17 protein-coding genes and 3 tRNA genes are annotated in these 18,644 nt (G+C 52.6%); 6 read left to right on the forward strand and 14 right to left on the reverse strand.

Features of this window, described 5'->3' with window-relative positions:
- Nucleotides 1–9 precede the first annotated feature (9 nt).
- Nucleotides 10–1,074 (forward strand): glycosyl transferase family protein, encoded by a 1,065-nt coding sequence (locus IT971_RS09760; protein ID WP_063094041.1) that lies wholly within the window; start codon nucleotides 10–12, stop codon nucleotides 1,072–1,074.
- 71 nt (nucleotides 1,075–1,145) lie between these two features.
- Here the strand turns inward: IT971_RS09760 and IT971_RS09765 are convergent, their stop codons facing one another.
- The 8 genes from IT971_RS09765 to IT971_RS09800 all read right to left on the reverse strand — a co-directional run bounded on the left by IT971_RS09765 (nucleotide 1,146) and on the right by IT971_RS09800 (nucleotide 8,754).
- Nucleotides 1,146–1,688 (reverse strand): DUF924 family protein, encoded by a 543-nt coding sequence (locus tag IT971_RS09765; RefSeq protein WP_063094042.1) that lies wholly within the window; start codon nucleotides 1,686–1,688, stop codon nucleotides 1,146–1,148.
- 62 nt (nucleotides 1,689–1,750) lie between these two features.
- Nucleotides 1,751–2,410 carry an energy-coupling factor ABC transporter ATP-binding protein gene (locus tag IT971_RS09770; protein ID WP_063094044.1) on the reverse strand — a complete coding sequence of 220 codons (660 nt, stop codon included), beginning with the start codon at nucleotides 2,408–2,410 and terminating at the stop codon, nucleotides 1,751–1,753.
- On the reverse strand, nucleotides 2,392–3,168 hold the full coding sequence (gene cbiQ, locus IT971_RS09775) for a cobalt ECF transporter T component CbiQ (protein WP_063094046.1): 777 nt from the start codon (nucleotides 3,166–3,168) through the stop codon (nucleotides 2,392–2,394). The genes IT971_RS09770 and cbiQ overlap by 19 nt, the downstream gene beginning before the upstream one ends.
- A complete protein-coding gene (locus IT971_RS09780; protein WP_063094048.1) occupies nucleotides 3,165–3,833 on the reverse strand; it encodes a hypothetical protein in 669 nt (222 codons plus the stop codon). Before IT971_RS09780 ends, cbiQ begins: the two co-directional genes overlap by 4 nt.
- 3 nt (nucleotides 3,834–3,836) lie before the next feature.
- A complete protein-coding gene (gene cbiM, locus IT971_RS09785) occupies nucleotides 3,837–4,460 on the reverse strand; it encodes a cobalt transporter CbiM (protein ID WP_063094050.1) in 624 nt (207 codons plus the stop codon).
- A 207-nt stretch (nucleotides 4,461–4,667) separates the two neighbouring features.
- Entirely contained in the window at nucleotides 4,668–5,453 is a 786-nt protein-coding gene (locus IT971_RS09790; protein ID WP_063094053.1) for a DUF4198 domain-containing protein, read from the reverse strand.
- A gap of 165 nt (nucleotides 5,454–5,618) precedes the next feature.
- Nucleotides 5,619–8,195 carry a protein translocase subunit SecD gene (gene secD / locus IT971_RS09795; protein WP_063094055.1) on the reverse strand — a complete coding sequence of 859 codons (2,577 nt, stop codon included), beginning with the start codon at nucleotides 8,193–8,195 and terminating at the stop codon, nucleotides 5,619–5,621.
- Between the two features lie 115 nt (nucleotides 8,196–8,310).
- Entirely contained in the window at nucleotides 8,311–8,754 is a 444-nt protein-coding gene (locus tag IT971_RS09800; protein ID WP_063094057.1) for a hypothetical protein, read from the reverse strand.
- Nucleotides 8,755–8,862: 108 nt separating this feature from the next.
- Between IT971_RS09800 and IT971_RS09805 the strand changes: the two genes are divergently transcribed.
- On the forward strand, nucleotides 8,863–10,365 hold the full coding sequence (locus IT971_RS09805) for a hypothetical protein (RefSeq protein WP_063094059.1): 1,503 nt from the start codon (nucleotides 8,863–8,865) through the stop codon (nucleotides 10,363–10,365).
- A 126-nt stretch (nucleotides 10,366–10,491) separates the two neighbouring features.
- A complete protein-coding gene (locus IT971_RS09810; protein WP_007092176.1) occupies nucleotides 10,492–10,929 on the forward strand; it encodes a MerR family DNA-binding transcriptional regulator in 438 nt (145 codons plus the stop codon).
- 83 nt (nucleotides 10,930–11,012) lie between these two features.
- Here IT971_RS09810 and IT971_RS09815 read toward each other — a convergent pair whose 3' ends face one another.
- The 6 genes from IT971_RS09815 to IT971_RS09840 form a co-directional block, all read right to left on the reverse strand.
- Nucleotides 11,013–13,703 carry a bifunctional acetate--CoA ligase family protein/GNAT family N-acetyltransferase gene (locus IT971_RS09815; protein ID WP_063094061.1) on the reverse strand — a complete coding sequence of 897 codons (2,691 nt, stop codon included), beginning with the start codon at nucleotides 13,701–13,703 and terminating at the stop codon, nucleotides 11,013–11,015.
- 241 nt (nucleotides 13,704–13,944) lie between these two features.
- On the reverse strand, nucleotides 13,945–14,262 hold the full coding sequence (locus IT971_RS09820) for a hypothetical protein (protein WP_063094063.1): 318 nt from the start codon (nucleotides 14,260–14,262) through the stop codon (nucleotides 13,945–13,947).
- A gap of 82 nt (nucleotides 14,263–14,344) precedes the next feature.
- Nucleotides 14,345–14,420: transfer RNA gene (locus IT971_RS09825), tRNA-Asn, on the reverse strand.
- 169 nt (nucleotides 14,421–14,589) lie between these two features.
- Nucleotides 14,590–15,513: an aldo/keto reductase family oxidoreductase gene (locus tag IT971_RS09830; protein ID WP_063094065.1), complete on the reverse strand. Its 924-nt coding sequence runs from the start codon at nucleotides 15,511–15,513 to the stop codon at nucleotides 14,590–14,592.
- Between the two features lie 105 nt (nucleotides 15,514–15,618).
- Nucleotides 15,619–15,694 (reverse strand) — tRNA-Asn (locus IT971_RS09835).
- A gap of 4 nt (nucleotides 15,695–15,698) precedes the next feature.
- Nucleotides 15,699–15,772 (reverse strand) — tRNA-Cys (locus IT971_RS09840).
- Between the two features lie 294 nt (nucleotides 15,773–16,066).
- On the opposite strand from IT971_RS09840, the gene IT971_RS09845 reads away from it, so the two are divergent.
- From IT971_RS09845 to IT971_RS09855, 3 genes are all read left to right on the forward strand, one after another.
- Entirely contained in the window at nucleotides 16,067–16,720 is a 654-nt protein-coding gene (locus IT971_RS09845; protein ID WP_063094067.1) for a protein-L-isoaspartate O-methyltransferase, read from the forward strand.
- A gap of 95 nt (nucleotides 16,721–16,815) precedes the next feature.
- Nucleotides 16,816–17,139, forward strand: coding sequence for a rhodanese-like domain-containing protein (locus IT971_RS09850; protein WP_082822697.1), 324 nt, complete (start codon nucleotides 16,816–16,818; stop codon nucleotides 17,137–17,139).
- Nucleotides 17,140–17,281: 142 nt separating this feature from the next.
- Nucleotides 17,282–18,634, forward strand: a complete 1,353-nt coding sequence (locus IT971_RS09855; RefSeq protein WP_063094069.1) for a TolC family outer membrane protein — start codon at nucleotides 17,282–17,284, stop codon at nucleotides 18,632–18,634.
- Nucleotides 18,635–18,644 lie beyond the last annotated feature (10 nt).

Below are 18,644 nucleotides of genomic sequence, written 5' to 3' on the forward strand. Positions count from 1 at the left end.
TGCGATCGTATGACCGACGACCATCTTGAGCAGCTTGAAGATGACAACCATCTGCCGGAAGCTCATCCGTTTTCCGGATATCTGCGGACTTTCTTCCGTGGACCGGGGCGTTCACGCAGCCTGACGCGCGAAGAGGCATTTGAAGCCTTTTCAATGATCCTGCGTGACGAGGTGGAACCGATCCAACTGGGCGCGTTTCTTTTGATGCTGCGTTATCGTGCCGAAACGCCCGAAGAACTGGCAGGCATGATCGAAGCCGTTCGCAAGGCCGCGCGGCTTGAGCTGGACGATGAAAGCCTGATTCCGGAAAAATGTCATCCGATGCTGGATTGGCCATCCTATGCGGCAGGGCGTTCGCGCGGTTTGCCGTGGTTCGTGCTGTCGGCGATGTTGCTGTCGCGGAATGGTATTCCGGTTCTGATGCATGGCTATAATTCGCACCTGACCAACGGTGTGAGCACGGAGGTTGCGGTCAAGACGCTAAAATTGCCCTTGGCGATGTCGGCCGACGAAGCACGTTCCGATATTGCGTCGAAGGGCTTTGCCTATTTGCCGCTGCGCCACATCCATCCGAAATTGCAGGAGCTGATTGGTCTGCGGCCTTTATTGGGGTTGCGCAGTCCGGTCAATACCCTGCTGCGTCTGCTTAATCCGTTGCAGGCGCGTGCGGCGTTTCTTGGCGTATTCCATCCGGCGTTTCTTGATGTTCACCGGGAAACGGGAAAGCTTCTGGAATTACCGCGTATTGGCGTCATCAAGGGCGGCGGCGGTGAGGCGGAACGCACACCGTTCAAGCATGTCGATCTTCGTATGCTTGACAATGGCGAGCTTAGCGACGTTCGCTGGCCGGCACTTCTGGCGCGGACTGAAAAGGACGATGAAGACAACAGCCCGATGACCTTGCAGCATTTTATGGCCGTATGGCGCGGCGAGGTCGAAGACAGTGCCGCGATTGCGCGCATCAAAGGCAGTGCGGCAATGGGGGCGTTCCTTGCAGGCAAGGCCGACTACATGGACGAAGCCGAAGCACTGGTTGATGGCTGGTGGGAAAAACGTGACCGCAAGATCGGTTAAAAATCGCAGTTATGAGTGACTGCGAAATCAAATCACGGGATGGTGAGACGAGCCATCCCCTTTTGTTATTTTCAGAATGAAGAGTTTGGTTCTTTCAGGAACGCAATTTCATCTGGCGTTGATGTCCGCCCCAGAATGTCATTACGGTGCGGATAGCGACCGAAACGATCAATGATCCGTTTGTGTTTGATTTCGTAGCCATGATTGTTTTCAAGGCCCGGCTGGTTAAACAAATCCAGTGCGATCTCGTGAATGGCTTCTGATTCCGAATGCATGTAGGGCATATACAGGAAGGATTTTTCGGCAGGCTTGGTCAGTTTGGTATCAAAGCCATGTGCAACGGCTTCCTGTGCCAGAGCGAGTGCCATAGGGTCGGCGGCAAATGATTCCGGTTTGTCGCGATAGATGTTGCGAGAAAACTGATCCAGAATAATGATTTCAGCCAGTCGGCCATATGCGGTTTTGCGCCAGCCATACAATTCCCCGGCTGCTGCTGCGGCATGAAAATCGGCAAATCGTTCCGCGATATGACGGTCAATTGCAGTGTCTTTTTCAAACCATTGTTTAGGCTCAAGTTCCTTGAACCAGAACACAAGAATGGATTCAGGTTTCATGGGGCATTTCCCGTTCTTTTAATGTTGCTGCAGCATAGGCGAGCTTGCAAATGCTAGGCAAGTCAGGCTTTGGATATAACGCCATCCTGAAGGCGAACGGAACGTGTTGCGACCTGATCAAGAAACAGATGATCATGGGAAATGATCACCATCGCTTGTGGTAAAGAGCGCAAAATTGCGATCAGACGTTGCTCTACATCGGCATCAAGCCCATTGGTTGGTTCGTCAAGCAGAAGGATTTCGGGCGACATCGCCAGAACTGTTGCAAGTGCAACCAGTCGCTTTTCACCACCGGAAAGCTGATAAGTGATCCGGGTTTCAAATCCATCCAGTCCAAGATCAGCTAGCGTTTGCATCGCTATTTTTCGCGCATCATCGCGCGATTGACCAAGGTTAAGCGGGCCAAAGATCACGTCTTCAAGAACGGTCGGGCAGAAAAGCTGATCATCGGAATCTTGAAACAGCAACCCAACCCGGCCGCGAACGGCGCGAAATTCTGATTCTGTTTCGCATCTTGACCCAAGAATGGCGATCTCGCCATTCTCTGCTGTGACCAAACCCATCAGACAATGCAACAGGCTGCTTTTTCCAGCGCCATTCGCCCCGATCAGGGCCAATCTTTCACCGGTCCGCAGGTACAGGTCCACACCATTCAAGACCTTGCGCCCGGTGGGGAAGGTGAAATGCAGGTTTTTGACTGTGATCAGATCAGCGGCGGACATGCGACCTCCAACCCGATCAGGGCAGCGGTGAAAAGGATGAAGGCACTGGCAAACAGATAATCCTGAGGACTGAACCGGGGCAGGGAGCCGAAATGCATATGACCGTGATAGGCACGACATTTCATCGCCCAAAGAATGCGTTCTGAACGATCATGGCTGCGCACCAGCAGCATCCCAAGTAAATATCCAAAACTGCGCCAGCTATGACGATTGTTACGCGCGACAAAGGCGCGTGCCCGCATGGCAACACGCAGGCGCAGATATTCCCGCCGCAAAAGATCGATATAGCGAATGGTAAACATGAAAAGCGTCACCAGCTTTGCCGGAACGTATATCCCCTGCAAACCCCGCCCCAGAAGGATTGCATCCATTCCGCCCACCAGTGCAATCAGAACAAGGATCGCAGCATTTGCCTTAAGCGCGATCAGCACGGCCTGAAAGAGGCCCTGATAGCTGGCGTCAAAACTCCAAAGGGTGAATATCACATCACCGGGCACGGTAAAGGGCAACATGGTCAGCATCACAAGGATGAAGCCATCCATGGTCAAAACCATTTTAAGTGTTCTGGACCAGTCGGGTTTGGCAAAGCCGGTAATGATCGCAGCGACCAGAACCAGCATTGCTAATGGTTGCCAGCTTGAAAAACTGACGGCTGTTACGATCAGTGCGAGAGCTGCCAGCAAACGACAGCGTGGATCAATCCGTGACAGAACTGAATTGGATCGTGACGGTACAAGGACATTTGTCGCGCCGATCATGGTTTTTCATTCTGCTGATCGGGCCTTGATTTTCCGGCCCTGAACCATGCAAAGGCCCCGAATATTCCGACGATGACACCAATCCCACCCAGAAGATCGGAGAGTCGGACTTTGTCCTCATAGGCAACCAGCTGTTCGCGCAAGGGCCGAACATGACGGGATACAGCCGCATCAATCAGGTTGTCCAACTCGTCCCGCGAAAGGGTGACCGTTGTGTTGGAACTATCCGTGGCAATGATTGTCGATGGGGGATCTTTTTTTTTGCTTTGAGACGAGGATGCTGCGTCAATCTGGCTAACCTGAACGTCGATACCTTCATTTCCTGAGGGCAATTGACTGGAAAGCTCATCACCATTGATTTCGAAGCTGGCGATATGGCCATCACCGGAATTGGCTTCGATGACATAATCCTGTTGGTGGCTGACGCGAAGTTTGAATTCACCCTGACCATCGGTCTTTCCGGCAAAAATAACGCGACCTGTATCATCGAGAAGCTGGATTTCTGCAGCATGTGGCCGGGCACCGCCCCCGAAATAGGCATAGCCGTCGATGACGTCGCCGTTTCCCATCGCAAAAACATGCAGGCTATGTGCCTGGGCATTGACGGATATGAACAGCGTGCCGATCAGAACAGAAAATACGTATAAAACGGGAAATCGCGGCATCGATCAGGCAGCACTTCGAAGCGAGCCGACGGGTGCCAGCATGACCGGACGGACTTTTTTGACAAGATGCACGGCTGCTGCGGTCAGGATACCTTCAACCACCATGACCGGTATATGGCTCATGACCACAAGCTTTGCGGTTGGAACAAATTCCTGCCCGCTAGCAGCAAGTGACAGGCCAACCATTATGCTTGAAAGGGCAATGGCACCGCACCCGGCGACAAAACCTGCCAGCAAGATCGATTTACCTTCGGCACGTACCAGAAACGGTGAAACCAGCCACCACATCAAAACCGCAGGCAGGGCGATGTTGATTGTATTTACACCGAGAACGGTGATGCCGCCGAAACCAAAGAAAACGGCCTGCAATAACAGTCCGATGAATATTGCCGGGAAAACAGCCCAGCCCAGCATCAAACCTGCCAAGCCATTTACGATAAGATGTGCGCTGCTTGGCCCGACAGGAACATGGATCAGGGAGGCAATAAAGAAAACCGCACTCATCATCGCCACACGGGGCATCGCATCAATATCGATTTTACGAAGTCCGTAACCGATACCTGCAACCGCAAAAACGGCGCCGGTTACAACGACTTCACTCGATAGGGCTCCATCGACGATGTGCATGGTCAAATCCCTGTTTAGTGCATTTGCAATTCTGAGGTCTACAGGACTGGCCTGCAAACGGATCAATTTACGTGTGCATTTTGTTCTGGTGGGGCAGGCAGGTCATAAATCCTACCTGAAAATCGTAGCGATTTCGCAGTCGCGAAGTCAAGCGGGTTTCATATTTTTTACAAATAAGTATGACAGGCTTCGCGTGTTGCTCGAAAGTCAGTCCATTGGGTCGGTTTTAACCCAGATAACACCGCCGCGTTCGACTGGGACCTGATTATCCGATCCTGGAGCCGTCATCGTGCCATCTTCGACCAAGGCGGCAAACGCCCACCAACCATCATGGGGCATGGCATAGTTGAAAACACCATTGCCATCGGCTTTGATGACCTGCGTTGAAAAACTTTCGTTTGGTAGTGTGACGCTACCGTCATTGGCATATTCAACCTCGACCTCGGCAAACGGTACCGGCTCGCCGTTATGACGGACAATCGCGCTGAATACATTACCTGTCCAGATGCCATAGGGGCGGGTCAGGGGCTCTATCTCGACCGGGAAGCCGACCATCTGGTCCCATTCTTCACCGGCACCAAACGCATCAATGATCGTTTTGGTGTACTGGACGATGTATTTACCCTCGGACGGTTCGAAATAGGGAATCGGTTCGACATAAAGCGCGTATCCGCCGGGACGATCAATGCGGACTGTGGCGTCGAAGGCTGCTTTGCCATCGACCGTCTTTGCCACCAGACTGTCGCGAAGATCGGTTTTATTGCCGTCGGTCTGAATGCCAAACCGAACCGGCCGTGCCATTTCCATTGCCGGGCCATTGGTCATTGGATGGGTAAAGGTCAGGTCGACCTCGATATCGCGACCGGTTTCCTGAGTGACCACGTTGGTTGACGGGATCATCTTCTGGAAGTGGGCCTGTGCAGCATGCTGGGCAATGATCAGCAACCCAAATGAAAAGCCCGCGGTCACGATAAACCGGAAAGGAATCGACATCTTTCTGTCCTGTGAAACTGGAATGATGCCGTACCCTATGGTGACCGATTTGCCGGGTCAATCCATTGAAATAAGATATTTCATAAAATATTTTAAAACGTATGATTATCTGGGATTTATCGAAACCGACGATGAAAGCCGGTTTCGATATGGCATATGCTCTTGTTAACTGGATGCCTTTTTTATCAGGGGATTGTCATCAATGTCGGTTTCTGATGCCAGCCGTGCATGCTTCTGGCGTTGTTTCTGTCGCCATGTGTCGAGGAACAGCAGGATTGGTGCCGCGATATAGATCGACGATGTCGTGGCAATCACAACGCCGAACACCATCGGAACGGCAAAACTTTCAACGGCAGACCCGCCCCAGATCGCCATTGGCACCATCGCAAAAAGGGTTGTAAGAGATGTGAAAAGGCACCGGGCAAGTGACTGGTTGATCGACATGTCGATGATTTCACGCATCGGCATTTTTCGATAAAGCCTCAGGTTTTCGCGCATCCGGTCATAAACCACCACCTTATCATTGACCGAATAGCCGATCAGGGTGAGCAGGGCTGCAATGGCCGTCAGGTTGAAGTCGAGCCCCATAATCGCGAAAAAGCCGATGGTCTTGGTCACATCAAGGATCAATGTCACAATCGCGCCAACGGCAAATGGCCATTCAAACCGCCACCAGATATAGCACAGCATCGCGAGGCTTGCGAAGATGACAGCGCTGACACCAGATTGGGCCAATTCACCGCTGACTTTGGGACCAACGACTTCTGTGCGTTCAAAATCTGCTGCCGGATCAATTGATTGTACGGCTTTCTTAACTGTCTCGACGGCTGCTGTCTGTGCCTGTTCGCCGCCCGGCTGACGTTCAACCCGGATCAGGATATGGCCATCCTTGCCGATATCCTGAAGGCTGACATCGCCAAGCCCCAATGTCGAAAGTTCCTGTCGCAAGGCTCCAAGGTCAAGCGGGCTGTTACCGTCATTCGCACTGCTACTGGCAACTTCAACCTGAATGCCGCCCTTGAAATCAACCCCGTAATCAAGACCGGGTTTGAAGAACAATCCGATTGAAATAGCAGACAGCAAAAGCGACATTCCGATGCCGAGAAAACGTGCCCGCATGAAAGAAATGCTGGTTTTTTCGGGCATGAAACGCCAAAGCGGTTCAATGACGAGCTTTTTCATACGGGTGCGCCAGACGATTTCGGTCATGATGACCCGAACCACGGCAACCGCGGTAAACATCGAAATCACGATGCCAAGACCCATGGTGATGGCAAAGCCACGCACCGGGCCGGACCCGAACTCAAACAAAAGGGCGGTTGCGATAAGGGTTGTTATGTTGGAATCAACAATCGTGGCATAAGCACGCTTGAACCCGGAATCGAGCGCCATGAACGCCGAAAGGCCCCTTTTGGTTTCTTCCCTGATACGTTCGTTGATCAGAACGTTGGCATCAACTGCAAGCCCGATCCCCAAAACAATCCCGGCAATACCGGGCAGGGTCAGTGTTGCTCCCATCAGGCTCAGTGCGCCGAATGTCAGCATGACGTTAAGGCCAAGTGCCAGATTGGCGATCATGCCCCATCGCCCATACAGGAAAAACATCAATCCGGTGACCAGTCCCAACCCGATCAGGCCGGTATAAAGGCCCATCTCGATGGCATCTGCACCAAGGTCGGGGCCGACGGTTCGTTCTTCGATCACGGTCATTGGTGCAGGCAGGGACCCGGCACGAAGAAGTGCAGAAAGTGTTACCGTTTCACCAACCGTAAAGCTGCCGCTGATCTGGCCCGAGCCACCGGTTATCGCTTCCCGGATGACTGGTGCGCTAAGGACTTCGTTGTCCAGAACAATGGCAAAGGGTTTTCCAACATTGGCGCGTGTGATATCGGCGAACTTTGCCGCACCGGCCGTATCAAACCGGAAATTGACAACTGGTTGATGGCTTTGCGGATCAAATCCGGCATGGGCATCTGTCAGATGATCGCCCGAAAGGGCTGGAGTACGATGCAAGTGATAGCTTTGCCCGTCCTTGTCCTGCAAAGTTAGTACGCTGCTGTCGCGTTTATCGGTCCTGCTGCGATCCGCGAGCATATAGAAGCCAAGCTTTGCGGTGCTGCCCAGAAGTTTTCGGACCTGTGACGGGTCCTGAACGCCGGGCAACTGAACCAGAACACGATCACTGCCAATCCGCTGGATCGTTGGTTCCGATACGCCTATCTGGTCAATGCGGCTTCGAATGATCTCAAGGCTTTGCTGGGCGCTGGCGTCGACCCGGTTGCGAATGCCCTGTTCGCTAAGTGCGATATGGATGCTGTTATCGGATGGCGCGGTAATGACAAATTCTGCCGTTGATCCGTGTCGTGGTGTTTCAACCTGCGCATTGGCAAGGTATTCCAGGGCATCAAGGGCACCGTCGTGGTCCTTGGTATCAGACAGGCTTACAATCACCTGATCATTACTGATCTGAATGCTGTTGACGTCGATATGGGCTTTGCGAAGGGCGGTTGTGACATCATCGCGTGTGATTTCAAGGCGTTCGGCGATCATTGCCGCAGTATCGATTTCAAGCACAAGGTGCGATCCGCCGCGCAGATCAAGGCCAAGGGCAACCTGGCGTGTTGGTAAAAATGAGGGCCAGTCTGCAAGCTGAGCCGGGGTGAAAAGGTTTGGCAGGGCTGTCAGAAAACCTGTCAGAAGGACAAGGCTATAGACAACCACGCGCCATCTTGATGTACGCATGAAAAATAAACTCCGCACAGCAGTCAGACCGGGCCAACCTGATACCCGGTTATGCTGTCATCTGATATTTCTGGAAACACGGCGCATATCGTGCCGCGATTATGAGTAGGAGAAATCAGACCCGAAAGGGCGGAGCGCGCGGGGAAAATGGAAGAATTTCAGCGCCATGAGTGGCGATTGCACTTGCCACAAAGATGCATTTTGCCCGTTGGGCGGCTGTATGCTGTGTGACCGACGGTACAACAACGGCATCATCGGGGAAGGTTGGCTTATGGTCTGGTAAATCGTCCGGGGTTTGGCGGGGACCGGCAATGGCACGATCCGGTGCCACCGGAAGGACTGCCTGCGACGGGCCGCTATCATGATTGACGGTATTAAACGGATAGGGGAAAGTCGACCCGTCGGAAATTGGCGTGTCAGTAACGGATGTGCCGCCACCAAACAGGATAAGCGCGCAAGCAATCAGGCAAAATGCAGCATGGCGCAACAAACCCGACAGGGATTGACTACGATCACGATGATCTATTGCCTTTGCGGCTTGGCTCGGTGGTTGGTTCATATTGGTCCGGCAGCGGTGAAACAGCGACAGATATGGCGTGACGTCTGATAAAACACAAGCCCGGCAATAAAATCTAATCGGGCATCGGGGTAACAAGGGGAACATGAAATGCTCAGGATGGTTTATGTCACGCCGGATGGCGGGCGTCATTGGGTCGATTCTACCTGGCGCGAAACCTCAACACTTCATAATGCGGTGGCCAATTGTGCACCTGGTGATTTGATCCGTTTGATGCCGGGAAACTATTTCCTGCCGGAACCGGTTGATATCCCGATAAGCGGCCTTGAAGATCAGCCGATCATCATTCGCGGTGAATATGGTGCCATTCTTGAGGGTCGCCGTCCGCCCGATCCCGAAGTTTCGGCAATCGATCCCGGATGCGCCAAATACGCGGCGTTTCGCATCATTGGAAAGCGCCATATTCGTCTTGATAATATCCGTATCGAACGTGCATGGCCGAGTGCCGTCTATATCCGCGACAGCAATGATCTGATATTCAAAAACCTTCAAATCCGCGGCGGAACATATGCTTTTTATGCGACGGGCGAGCACACATCACGCATCATCATCGAAAATTGCGACTGGATTCAGGATGATGTGATCTGGCGGTACCTTAACTGGGCGATGATCCATGACGGCGAAATCACTCCGGGCAAGGAAGCACCATATCGATACCTGAACGGTGCATTTTTTGGGGCGGATGACATTGCGGGCGATATCGTAATCCGTGGAAACGATGTGCGCCACTGCTATAACGCCGTTCGAATGGATGTATCCGCGACCAATCTGCAAAAGCCGATCGGCAGCTTTAACCGCAATGTCCGCATCATTGATAACCGATTCAGTTTCGTGCGCGACAATCCGATTGAACCCGAAGCAACTGCCGTGGGCTGGTGGGTGGCATATAACCAGTTCTATAACTGTCATAAGCTTTTCTCGCAGGATAATCTGGCTGGCGGGTACTGGTATTATTTCGGCAATCGCGGCTGGTTTGATAGCCGCCCGGGGCCGGAGGGTGATGAAAACAACGGTGGTGCCGTTTTCAAATTCGGCAAGTCAAGCCATGCGCAGCCAAGTATGCCTTTTGAATGCTTCCACAACAGCTTCTTCCTGCGTCAGAAATACGTCAAAAAGGGCGCAACCAGGATGTGGCAAAATCGGCGTAATGCCATTGGGTATGCCAATCCGGCGACTTTGCCCATCAACCTGATGCCGCTTGATCAGACATTGTTTGGTCCTACTGACGAACTTGATCTTGGCAGGGATGAAGATCGCGGTGTGCGGTTTTCCGGTGATGTGTGCAATCACGCGACTTATCCCGCAATATTTGATGCTTGGTCCGGTGTGCTGAGCAATCCACGGCCGGCAGCAGGGCCGATATTCAAGGCGGGTATTTGTGGTGACCTGGAACTGGTGCCCGAATATGCCGAGGGTTTCCGTAATCCGCTTGAAGTCCCAATGCCCGATGGCACCGTCTGGAAATCCGATCCCCAAAGCTGGCCGGGGGCATTGACCGGCAAAAAGCTATTCAACGGTCCGGACTATGTGCCGGTTGATTTGGCATTTATTCGTACCAAGACGAACGAAAGTAACTCGAATGCAGGGGACTAGGGGATTGGCGACGTTGTCGTAATCTTGGGAATGGCCTGAAGCGAAGTGACGTAAGCGTAAATATATTGACTTGTAAGTCCCAATGTTGCGATGTTGCACCATTGCATTCATTCAATAAGAAAAACCATGAACGATAAGCTGTACAGCATTACCGAGCTTGCCGAAGAGTTCGACATCACGCCGCGCGCTATCCGATTTTATGAAACCAAATGCCTGCTATCACCCCAGCGGGCAGGTGCGACGCGTGTATATAACTATCGTGATCGCGCGCGCCTTATGCTGGTGCTGCGTGGCAAACGTCTTGGTTTTTCGCTTGAAGACATCAAGGAATATATTGATCTTTATGACGCTGAACGGTCGGGTGCAGATCAACTGGCGCATCTGATGCTGGTCGGGCGTCGTCGCATTTCCGAACTGGAACAACAGCTTGAAGACGTTCAGACAACCTTGGGCGAACTTCGCAAGATCGAAAGCGAGGCCGCCGACGCTTTGCGCGAAAAGGGGATTGATCCAGAAAAGGCATTGGCACACATCAAATCCAAACTGACGCCTGAAACCGCGTAATTTTTGGATGTCGTCTGATGGCAAAATAAAAACCCGGCCAATTCAATGTGACCGGGCTTTTTTCATGATTTATCAACCCGATATCAGGCGACGTCGCGTTGCAAGGGCAGGGTGACTTCAAACACTTCCTCATCGGCAAGATATTTGCGCGAGAAGCCCAGTTTTTCGCAAAGCGTCAGCATACGGCGGTTATCTGGTAGAACCTGCCCGATAAAGGTTTCTGTCCCTTTCTGGCGGCAGAATTCGATCATCTTTTCCATTAATATGCGGCCAAGCCCGCGCCCTTTGATGTCTGAGCGAACCATAATCGCATATTCGGCATGCTCGTTGTTCGGATCGATTACGACCTGAACAATGCCATGGATATCGCCTGCTTCTGGCCCCTCTGGCACGATGGCAAGGAATGCCATATCCCTATCGTAATCAAGTTGTGTCTGGCGGGCCATTTCCGAATGCGGCAATTCACGGACCGAGCCAAAGAACCGGAAATGAATGTCTTCCGGTGTCAGTTTCGACATGAATTCATAGTGCTTCGGCTCGTCTTCCGGCTTGATCGGACGCAGAAGGTATTTTGTCCCGTCTTCAAGGATCAGTTCCTGTTTCAGGTGGCGCGGATAGGGATGAATTGCCAGACGTTGATCATCGCTAACCACTTTTGGTGTCACCTTGATCCGTGCGTCCAGTGCTATCACCCCGGTCTGATCAATCAGAAGCGGGTTCATGTCGAGTTCAAGCACCTCGCCAAGATGCACAACCAACTGTGACAGCCGCACCAGCGTGACGTAAAGCTGTTCCAAGTTGACCGGCGGCACATCGCGATAACCGCGCAGCAGATTATAGATACGCGTTCCTTCCACAAGCTCGCGCGCCAGCTTCATATTCAGCGGTGGTAGCGCCATGGCCCGGTCACGGACTACTTCAACTTCGACCCCGCCATGACCAAACAGGATCACCGGGCCAAAAATCGGATCGGTGGTCATGCCAACGATCAATTCACGTGCACCGGCACGTTTGATCATTTCCTGAACGGTAAAGCCTCGTACCCGCGCATTTGGGAATTTCTGTTTGACGGTCCGCAGCATCTTGTTGCCGGCAGCTCGGAGCTCTTCGTCACTGTCGATATTCAGAACCACACCGCCAACGTCGGACTTGTGGCTGATATCATCCGAGAGAATCTTGAGCGCGACCGGATAACCGATGGCATTCGCCGTTTCGATGGCGTCATCAACCGATTCTGCGGCTACGGTTTTGACCGTATTGATGCCATAGCATTCCAGAACGGCTTTTGCCTCTGGCTCGGTCAACATATCGCGCCCCGAATGAATGGCTGTGTGGATTATCTGGCGCGCCTTGTCGGTTTCCGGCGTGAAATCCTGCGGAACTGATGGCGGCGTTTCCATCAGGACTTCCTGCAATTTGCGGTAATTCACCATATGCTGGAAGGCGGCAACGGCATTTTCCGGGGTACGATATGTCGGGATCCCAGCGGCATAAAACAGATTGCGTGCCTTGGCGACGGTTGCCTCGCCAACCCAGTTGGTCAGGATGTTTTTGCGACTGTCCTTGATCGCATCAATCACGCCTTGGGCAACTTCCACCGGATCGGTGATAGCGGTTGGGGCATGCATGACCAGAAGGCTGTCGATATTGGGATCTTTCAGGACCGCATCAATCGACTTTGCATATCGTTCGCCCGGGGCATCGCCGATAATGTCGATCGGGTTTGCATGTGACCAGGTCGATGGCAAGACACCGTTAAGGGCCTCGATCGTGCTGTCTTCAAGCTTGGCAAGATGGCCTTGGCGTTCAATCAGGGCATCAACGGCCAAAACGCCAATACCGCCCCCATTGGTGATAATGCCAAGTTTGTCGCCCCGGAACGGGCGCATACGTGACAAGGTTTCTGCGGCGGAGAACATTTCCGAAACTGTATAAACGCGCAGAACGCCCGCACGTTTGATGGCGGCATCAAACACGTCATCGGCTCCGGCCAGCGCGCCGGTATGCGATGCGGCTGCGGCTGCACCCTCGGCAAAGCGGCCTGACTTGATACAAAGGATCGGCTTGTTGCGCGATGCGGCGCGTGCTGCTGAAATGAAACCGCGGCGTTCCTGAATGGATTCGATATAAAGCATGATCGCACGCGTATTCGGATCCGACCCCAGATAATCGATCACGTCGCCGAAATCGACATCGTCGCATTCGCCTAACGATATAAAGTGCGAAAAACCGATGCCGCGTGCCGCCGCCCAGTCGAGAACAGCGGTGCAAAGCGCGCCCGACTGCGACACAAAAGCGATTTTGCCACTGCCGATGCTTTGATGACTGAAACTGGCATTGAGTCCGATACCCGGCACCATCAGGCCAAGACAGTTTGGGCCCAGCAGGCGCATTTTATGGCTTGCGGCAACTTCAAGCATCGCCTGTTTCACGCTGCGGTCATCGTCATATTGTTCGGCGCCAAGACCCGCGGTCAGCACAATGGCTGCCATGCAGCCTTTGGCGGCAAGGCATTCCATGGTTGGCACAACGGCTTTGGGAGGAACGCAAATAACGGCAAGTTCGGGAACAACCGGCAGGTTTTCAACATCAGGATAGGCCAGAACACCACCAATTGACTGGCTGTGCGGATTAACCGGCATGATCGGTCCGTCAAAACCGCCTGCCAGCAGATTGCGCATGATCACCTGTCCAACGGAATGGGACCGATTGGATGCGCCGATGACTGCGACCGATTGTGGTTTGAAAAGATGGTCCAGGTTAATCGTGCTCATGACCGAATTCCCGCTTTTTTCATGGGGCACGCGATGACGCGGCCGGTGGCAATTGAATGGCCATCATATTTGTTCCGGCCACCTGTCAAAATCCGCTTTCGCAGATGCGAGATCATATTTCGTCAAAGAGTATATTGTTTTGCTGTGGATCAATAAAGCATTGTGGACATGACGGTTTCGCACAACCGTCATATGCCATCCAAACATCTGCTGATCGGCAAGTTTATTTAATCGGCTTTAATTAATGCAGATGCCCATTATGACTTTCGTCATCGAAACGCTCGGACTGTTCAATCCATTCCTCGACTTCGCCGGCACTTTGCATGGCCAGCGCTATTTCCAGATCATTTTGAACATGGGCAAGGCTGTCAAACATCGGGCACCAGCCAAATGCCTGGATACGTTCATCGGTCGTAGAGGAAATTGTAAACAGATCACCATCTATCTGGTGCACAAGGCCATGAATGACATCATCTTCGCAGACAATCATCCAGCCCTCAGTCGCACCGGAAAGCGTGCCAAGTTTCACTTGTTTCAATTCGATTTTGGCTGTTTTCATGGTCGATAGGTCCGGTTTTGGGGCGGATAAAGCAATATCAAAAGAAAAAGGGACCGAACAAATTGTTCGGTCCCTTTTTAATTGGCTCCGGCAGCAGGACTCGAACCTGCGACCCAATGATTAACAGTCATTTGCTCTACCAACTGAGCTATGCCGGATCAGGGTTGGCACTCCGTTCGAAGCGCGTGGCAGGGGTATAATAAAACAGCTTTGATCCCGCAAGACCTTTTTGAGAAAAAATGATCCGAAATCCATCTTTTTTCACGGTATCGTATCGCCCGTCGCCTTCCGGTTAATTGAACGCCTGTTTCCTGTGCCTGTAAATGCTTAGGGGACCGGATGCCCCTGTGCCGCGACCAGAATTTCAAACCAGTCCTGCCGATCAAATTGAACGCTGCAGGATGTTGTTGCATCAATAATGCGGTGTGTCTTCATGGTGCCAAGGACCGGCACCGGCTGACAGGGCAGGCGCAACAACCATGCAATTGCAACTTCGGCGATGCCGGGCAGGTTATATTTGTCACGCATTCGTTCTAGAACGGGGCGCAAGCGGTCGGCTGTCACATCATTTTGCGCGTTGAACAGTCGTGCGCCACCAAGTGGTGACCAGATCATCGGATGGATCCGCTTTTGCTGCATCTGATCAAACGTGCCATCAAAGATCGGGGCAAGTTCCAGAACCGAACATTCCACCTGATTGGTGGCGAGCGGTGTATCAAGTCGGCTTTGTAACAGATTGAATTGTGACGGCGTAAAGTTTGAAACACCGAAATGACGAACCTTACCGGACTGGCGGAGTGTGTTGAATGCATCCGCAACCTCGTCGGCGATCATCAGTGGATCGGGACGGTGGATCAAAAGCATGTCGATACTGTCGGTTGTCAGGTTACGAAGCGAATTTTCAACCGATGCCAGAATATGCGCCTTGCTGGTGTTGTAATGATTGATCCGGTTGTCAGGCCGCGCATCCTTGACCAGTGCGACATCGCACTTGGTCACGATTTCCATTCTCTCGCGCAGTTCTGGTGCTTTTGCCAGCGCCTCGCCAAAATAGGTTTCGCATCCGTAGCCTCCATAAATGTCGGCATGATCAAATGTGGTAATCCCAGCATCAAGGCAGGCGTGGATCAATGCCAGAATATCACCGACATTTTTGATGTCCGTGCTGTCGCGCAATCGCCATGCGCCCCACGCCAATTGCGAGAAACTCAAATCCTTGGCCATGTGACGGCGCGAAACAGGGGGTGACATATATTGATCCTAATCGAAGTTCAGGGCGGATGATGCGCTATTGGTAGCAATTTGCATGGCAGGGCACAAAAGCAAAAACCCCCGGAACAGAGTTCCAGGGGTTTGTGGCTCCGGCAGCAGGACTCGAACCTGCGACCCAATGATTAACAGTCATTTGCTCTACCAACTGAGCTATGCCGGATTAGTGGAGGCGCGAGCCGGAATCGAACCGGCGTGCAAGGATTTGCAGTCCTCTGCGTAACCACTCCGCCATCGCGCCTTCGCGTTGGCTGGCCGGTGTATAGCCCTATCGAATACAGGCCGTCAAGCACCCAATTTTAGATTTTTAAACAGAAAACAATCTGAAGATCGCCAACAAACAATTTGTGCGCGGATAAATCCATTCTGGATATGTTTTCAATATGTTTTCGCGAATAATTGCCGCTCTGCCGTTGATCCGTTGTTGTCAGTTGCCCATGTGCTGACTATAAACAGGGCAACATCTGTGACGTGGTTTTGGGGACAAAGACCGGTTGCAGGCTTTTTCTCGCGAGAATTTTCAGGTCAGATAAACATGGATTACCAAATCGCGCGCCATAACATGGTGGAAAATCAGGTTCGGACCAACAAGGTTACCGATCCCTTGGTCATCGCTGCGATGGAGGAGGTTCCACGCGAGCTGTTCCTGCCGGAAGGCAAGCGTGGCATTGCCTATGTCGATGAAGATATTCCTGTCGGAAATGGCCGATATGCGATGGAGCCGATGGTAATCGCACGCATGATGCAGTCTGCCGAGATTGCACGTAGCGACGTCGCGCTGGTGATTGGCGCAGGCTATGGCTATACGGGTGCAGTTCTTTCGCGCGTTGCCGAAACCGTAGTTGCGGTTGAAAGCGACAAGGAAATGGCATCCATCGCTGAAAAGACATTCCAGGCGCACAGCTATGACAATGTCATCGTGGTGGAAGGCGATCTTGCCGAGGGTTATGCCAAGCAGTCGCCGTATAATGTGATCGTCTTTGACGGTGCGGTTGCCGAAGTTCCTGCCAACATTCTTGATCAGCTTTCCGAGGGTGGTCGTTTGCTGGTTGTCGTTCGGGCACCTGGCAAGGTTGGTGTTGCGCGTCTTTACGAACGTGAAAACGGGGTCGTTGGGCATCGTGATCTGTTCGATGCCAACATTCCCTATCTTCCCGGGTTCGAACCGGCAGAAAGTTTCGTGTTCTGATATGATTTTGTTTTGCCCGGGGAAAACTCCGGGCAAAATTTTATGTAAACCGGTTCAGCAACCCGATCAGGAAAATAGAGCAGGTAGGCAGGTAAATGGTGCGCGATCTTCGATGCAGCGAACTGGCATCAAGTCTTGAAGGAAACAATCCCCTCGTACTTGTTGATGTGCGCGAAGATTGGGAATTGGAGATTTGCGCAATCGCGGGCGCGATCCATATACCTTTGGGCGAATTGGCGGATCGGGCAGGGGAACTTGCCCCCGAAAAACCGGTTGCACTTCTTTGCCATCATGGCGTTCGCAGTCGCCATGCCGCAATGCTGCTTGAGGATCGCGGATTTAAAGATGTTTTTAATGTTGCTGGCGGTATAGATGTCTGGGCGTTGGAAATCGACCCGGATATGACACGTTACAATTGATAATTTGATGGCGAAAAGGTCGGCATTTTTATTTTTTCTCAAACAAATGCCTCTTTTGTTGGAAAATATTCGTTCCGTCGTTACCATATGCGAAACTGCGCCGGGGTCGGGACTTGGTGTAGGATCTTACAAGGGTAGATAAATGTTAAAACGGTTCTTGCTGACCTGCAGTATTCTGGCCACTGGTGGTATCGTTGCCAATGGGGCCTCTGCAGAGAGCCTTGAAGAAGCTTTGATCAAGGCATATCAAAGCAACCCGACGCTGGAAGCCGGTCGTGCGTCGCTTCGTGCAACGGATGAACAGGTTTCGCAGGCGCTGTCAAACTGGCGCCCGAACGTTTCGCTTTCGGGCGAAGCTGGCTTCCGGGACTTGGATACCGATCAAAATGGTACCGAAACGGACAATAGCCTGACGCCTTATACTGTCGGTGCAGAAGTTGTTCAGCCTCTCTATCGTGGTGGTCGTACCGTTGCTGAAACTGATCGGGCGGAAGCGCGTATCCGTGCGGCACGTGCGGCCCTGCGTTCTTCAGAACAGGATGTGCTGCTGCAGGTTGCAACGGCCTATTTCAACGTTTTGCGTGATACGGCAGTTGTCGAACTTAATCAGAATAACGTCCGCGTTCTTGAACGTCAGCTTGAAGCAACGCGTGACCGTTTCTCGGTTGGTGAAGTGACACGTACCGACGTCTCACAGGCCGAAGCCCGTCTTGCCGGTTCCAAGGCAGACCTGATCTCAGCCCAGGGTAACCTTGCCAATACCCGTGCCCAGTACGAGCGTCTGGTGGGTAACAAGCCTGATAATCTTGAAATTCCGAATCCGCTGTCGGGGCTTCCGACCAGTGTTACGGATGTTCTGGCGATTGCCCAGGATCAGCATCCTGATGTGGTTCAGGCCCAGTATACCGAAGATGCGGCAAAGTCTGACATCCGGCTGAGCGAAGGGTCGCTTTATCCGGAGGTCAATCTGAGTGCCGGTGTGCAGCGCGCTTACGAAGCCTCGCAGGAGGATCTGACCTCGGACAGTGCAGAAATACTCGCACAGGTCACCGTTCCGCTTTATCAGAAAGGTGCGGTTTATTCATCTGTTCGTGCGGCCAAGCAAACAGCCGGTCAGGCCCGGGTTCAGGTTGATGAGGCCCGTCGCGCCGTGATTGAAAATGCGACCAGTTCTTGGGAAACCCTCGTGACGGCACGTGCGAGCATCGAATCCCAGCAGGCGCAGGTATCATCTGCCGAGGTCGCCCTTGATGGTGTGCAGCGCGAAGCTTCTGTTGGTTCGCGTACTGTCCTTGACGTTCTTGATCAGGAACAGGAACTGCTTCAGGCACGTGTGAACCTTGTTGGTTCGCGCCGTGACGCAGCGGTTGCCGAATTCCAGGTCAAGGCGGCGATGGGAGCCTTGAATGCGCAGGTTCTCGGCCTTCCGGTCGAAATTTATGACACTGAATCCAACTATAACAAAGTCAAGGATCAGTGGTGGGGAACGGATTGACCTGATTGCT

The sequence above is a fragment of the Thalassospira sp. B30-1 genome, assembly GCF_015767575.1.
In the GTDB taxonomy this organism is placed as follows: Bacteria; Pseudomonadota; Alphaproteobacteria; order Rhodospirillales; family Thalassospiraceae; genus Thalassospira; species Thalassospira xiamenensis.

What these genes read in the sequence shown, in the direction of transcription:
- cbiQ (WP_063094046.1), bottom strand. Translation starts at nt 3,168, where the DNA reads ATGATCGGCGCGACAAATGTCCTTGTACCGTCACGATCCAATTCAGTT.
- IT971_RS09800 (WP_063094057.1), bottom strand. Translation starts at nt 8,754, where the DNA reads ATGAACCAACCACCGAGCCAAGCCGCAAAGGCAATAGATCATCGTGAT.
- IT971_RS09805 (WP_063094059.1), top strand. Translation starts at nt 8,863, where the DNA reads ATGCTCAGGATGGTTTATGTCACGCCGGATGGCGGGCGTCATTGGGTC.
- IT971_RS09815 (WP_063094061.1), bottom strand. Translation starts at nt 13,703, where the DNA reads ATGAGCACGATTAACCTGGACCATCTTTTCAAACCACAATCGGTCGCA.
- secD (WP_063094055.1), bottom strand. Translation starts at nt 8,195, where the DNA reads ATGCGTACATCAAGATGGCGCGTGGTTGTCTATAGCCTTGTCCTTCTG.
- IT971_RS09810 (WP_007092176.1), top strand. Translation starts at nt 10,492, where the DNA reads ATGAACGATAAGCTGTACAGCATTACCGAGCTTGCCGAAGAGTTCGAC.
- IT971_RS09770 (WP_063094044.1), bottom strand. Translation starts at nt 2,410, where the DNA reads ATGTCCGCCGCTGATCTGATCACAGTCAAAAACCTGCATTTCACCTTC.
- cbiM (WP_063094050.1), bottom strand. Translation starts at nt 4,460, where the DNA reads ATGCACATCGTCGATGGAGCCCTATCGAGTGAAGTCGTTGTAACCGGC.
- IT971_RS09760 (WP_063094041.1), top strand. Translation starts at nt 10, where the DNA reads ATGACCGACGACCATCTTGAGCAGCTTGAAGATGACAACCATCTGCCG.
- IT971_RS09855 (WP_063094069.1), top strand. Translation starts at nt 17,282, where the DNA reads ATGTTAAAACGGTTCTTGCTGACCTGCAGTATTCTGGCCACTGGTGGT.
- IT971_RS09845 (WP_063094067.1), top strand. Translation starts at nt 16,067, where the DNA reads ATGGATTACCAAATCGCGCGCCATAACATGGTGGAAAATCAGGTTCGG.
- IT971_RS09820 (WP_063094063.1), bottom strand. Translation starts at nt 14,262, where the DNA reads ATGAAAACAGCCAAAATCGAATTGAAACAAGTGAAACTTGGCACGCTT.
- IT971_RS09850 (WP_082822697.1), top strand. Translation starts at nt 16,816, where the DNA reads ATGGTGCGCGATCTTCGATGCAGCGAACTGGCATCAAGTCTTGAAGGA.
- IT971_RS09780 (WP_063094048.1), bottom strand. Translation starts at nt 3,833, where the DNA reads ATGCCGCGATTTCCCGTTTTATACGTATTTTCTGTTCTGATCGGCACG.
- IT971_RS09765 (WP_063094042.1), bottom strand. Translation starts at nt 1,688, where the DNA reads ATGAAACCTGAATCCATTCTTGTGTTCTGGTTCAAGGAACTTGAGCCT.
- IT971_RS09790 (WP_063094053.1), bottom strand. Translation starts at nt 5,453, where the DNA reads ATGTCGATTCCTTTCCGGTTTATCGTGACCGCGGGCTTTTCATTTGGG.
- IT971_RS09830 (WP_063094065.1), bottom strand. Translation starts at nt 15,513, where the DNA reads ATGTCACCCCCTGTTTCGCGCCGTCACATGGCCAAGGATTTGAGTTTC.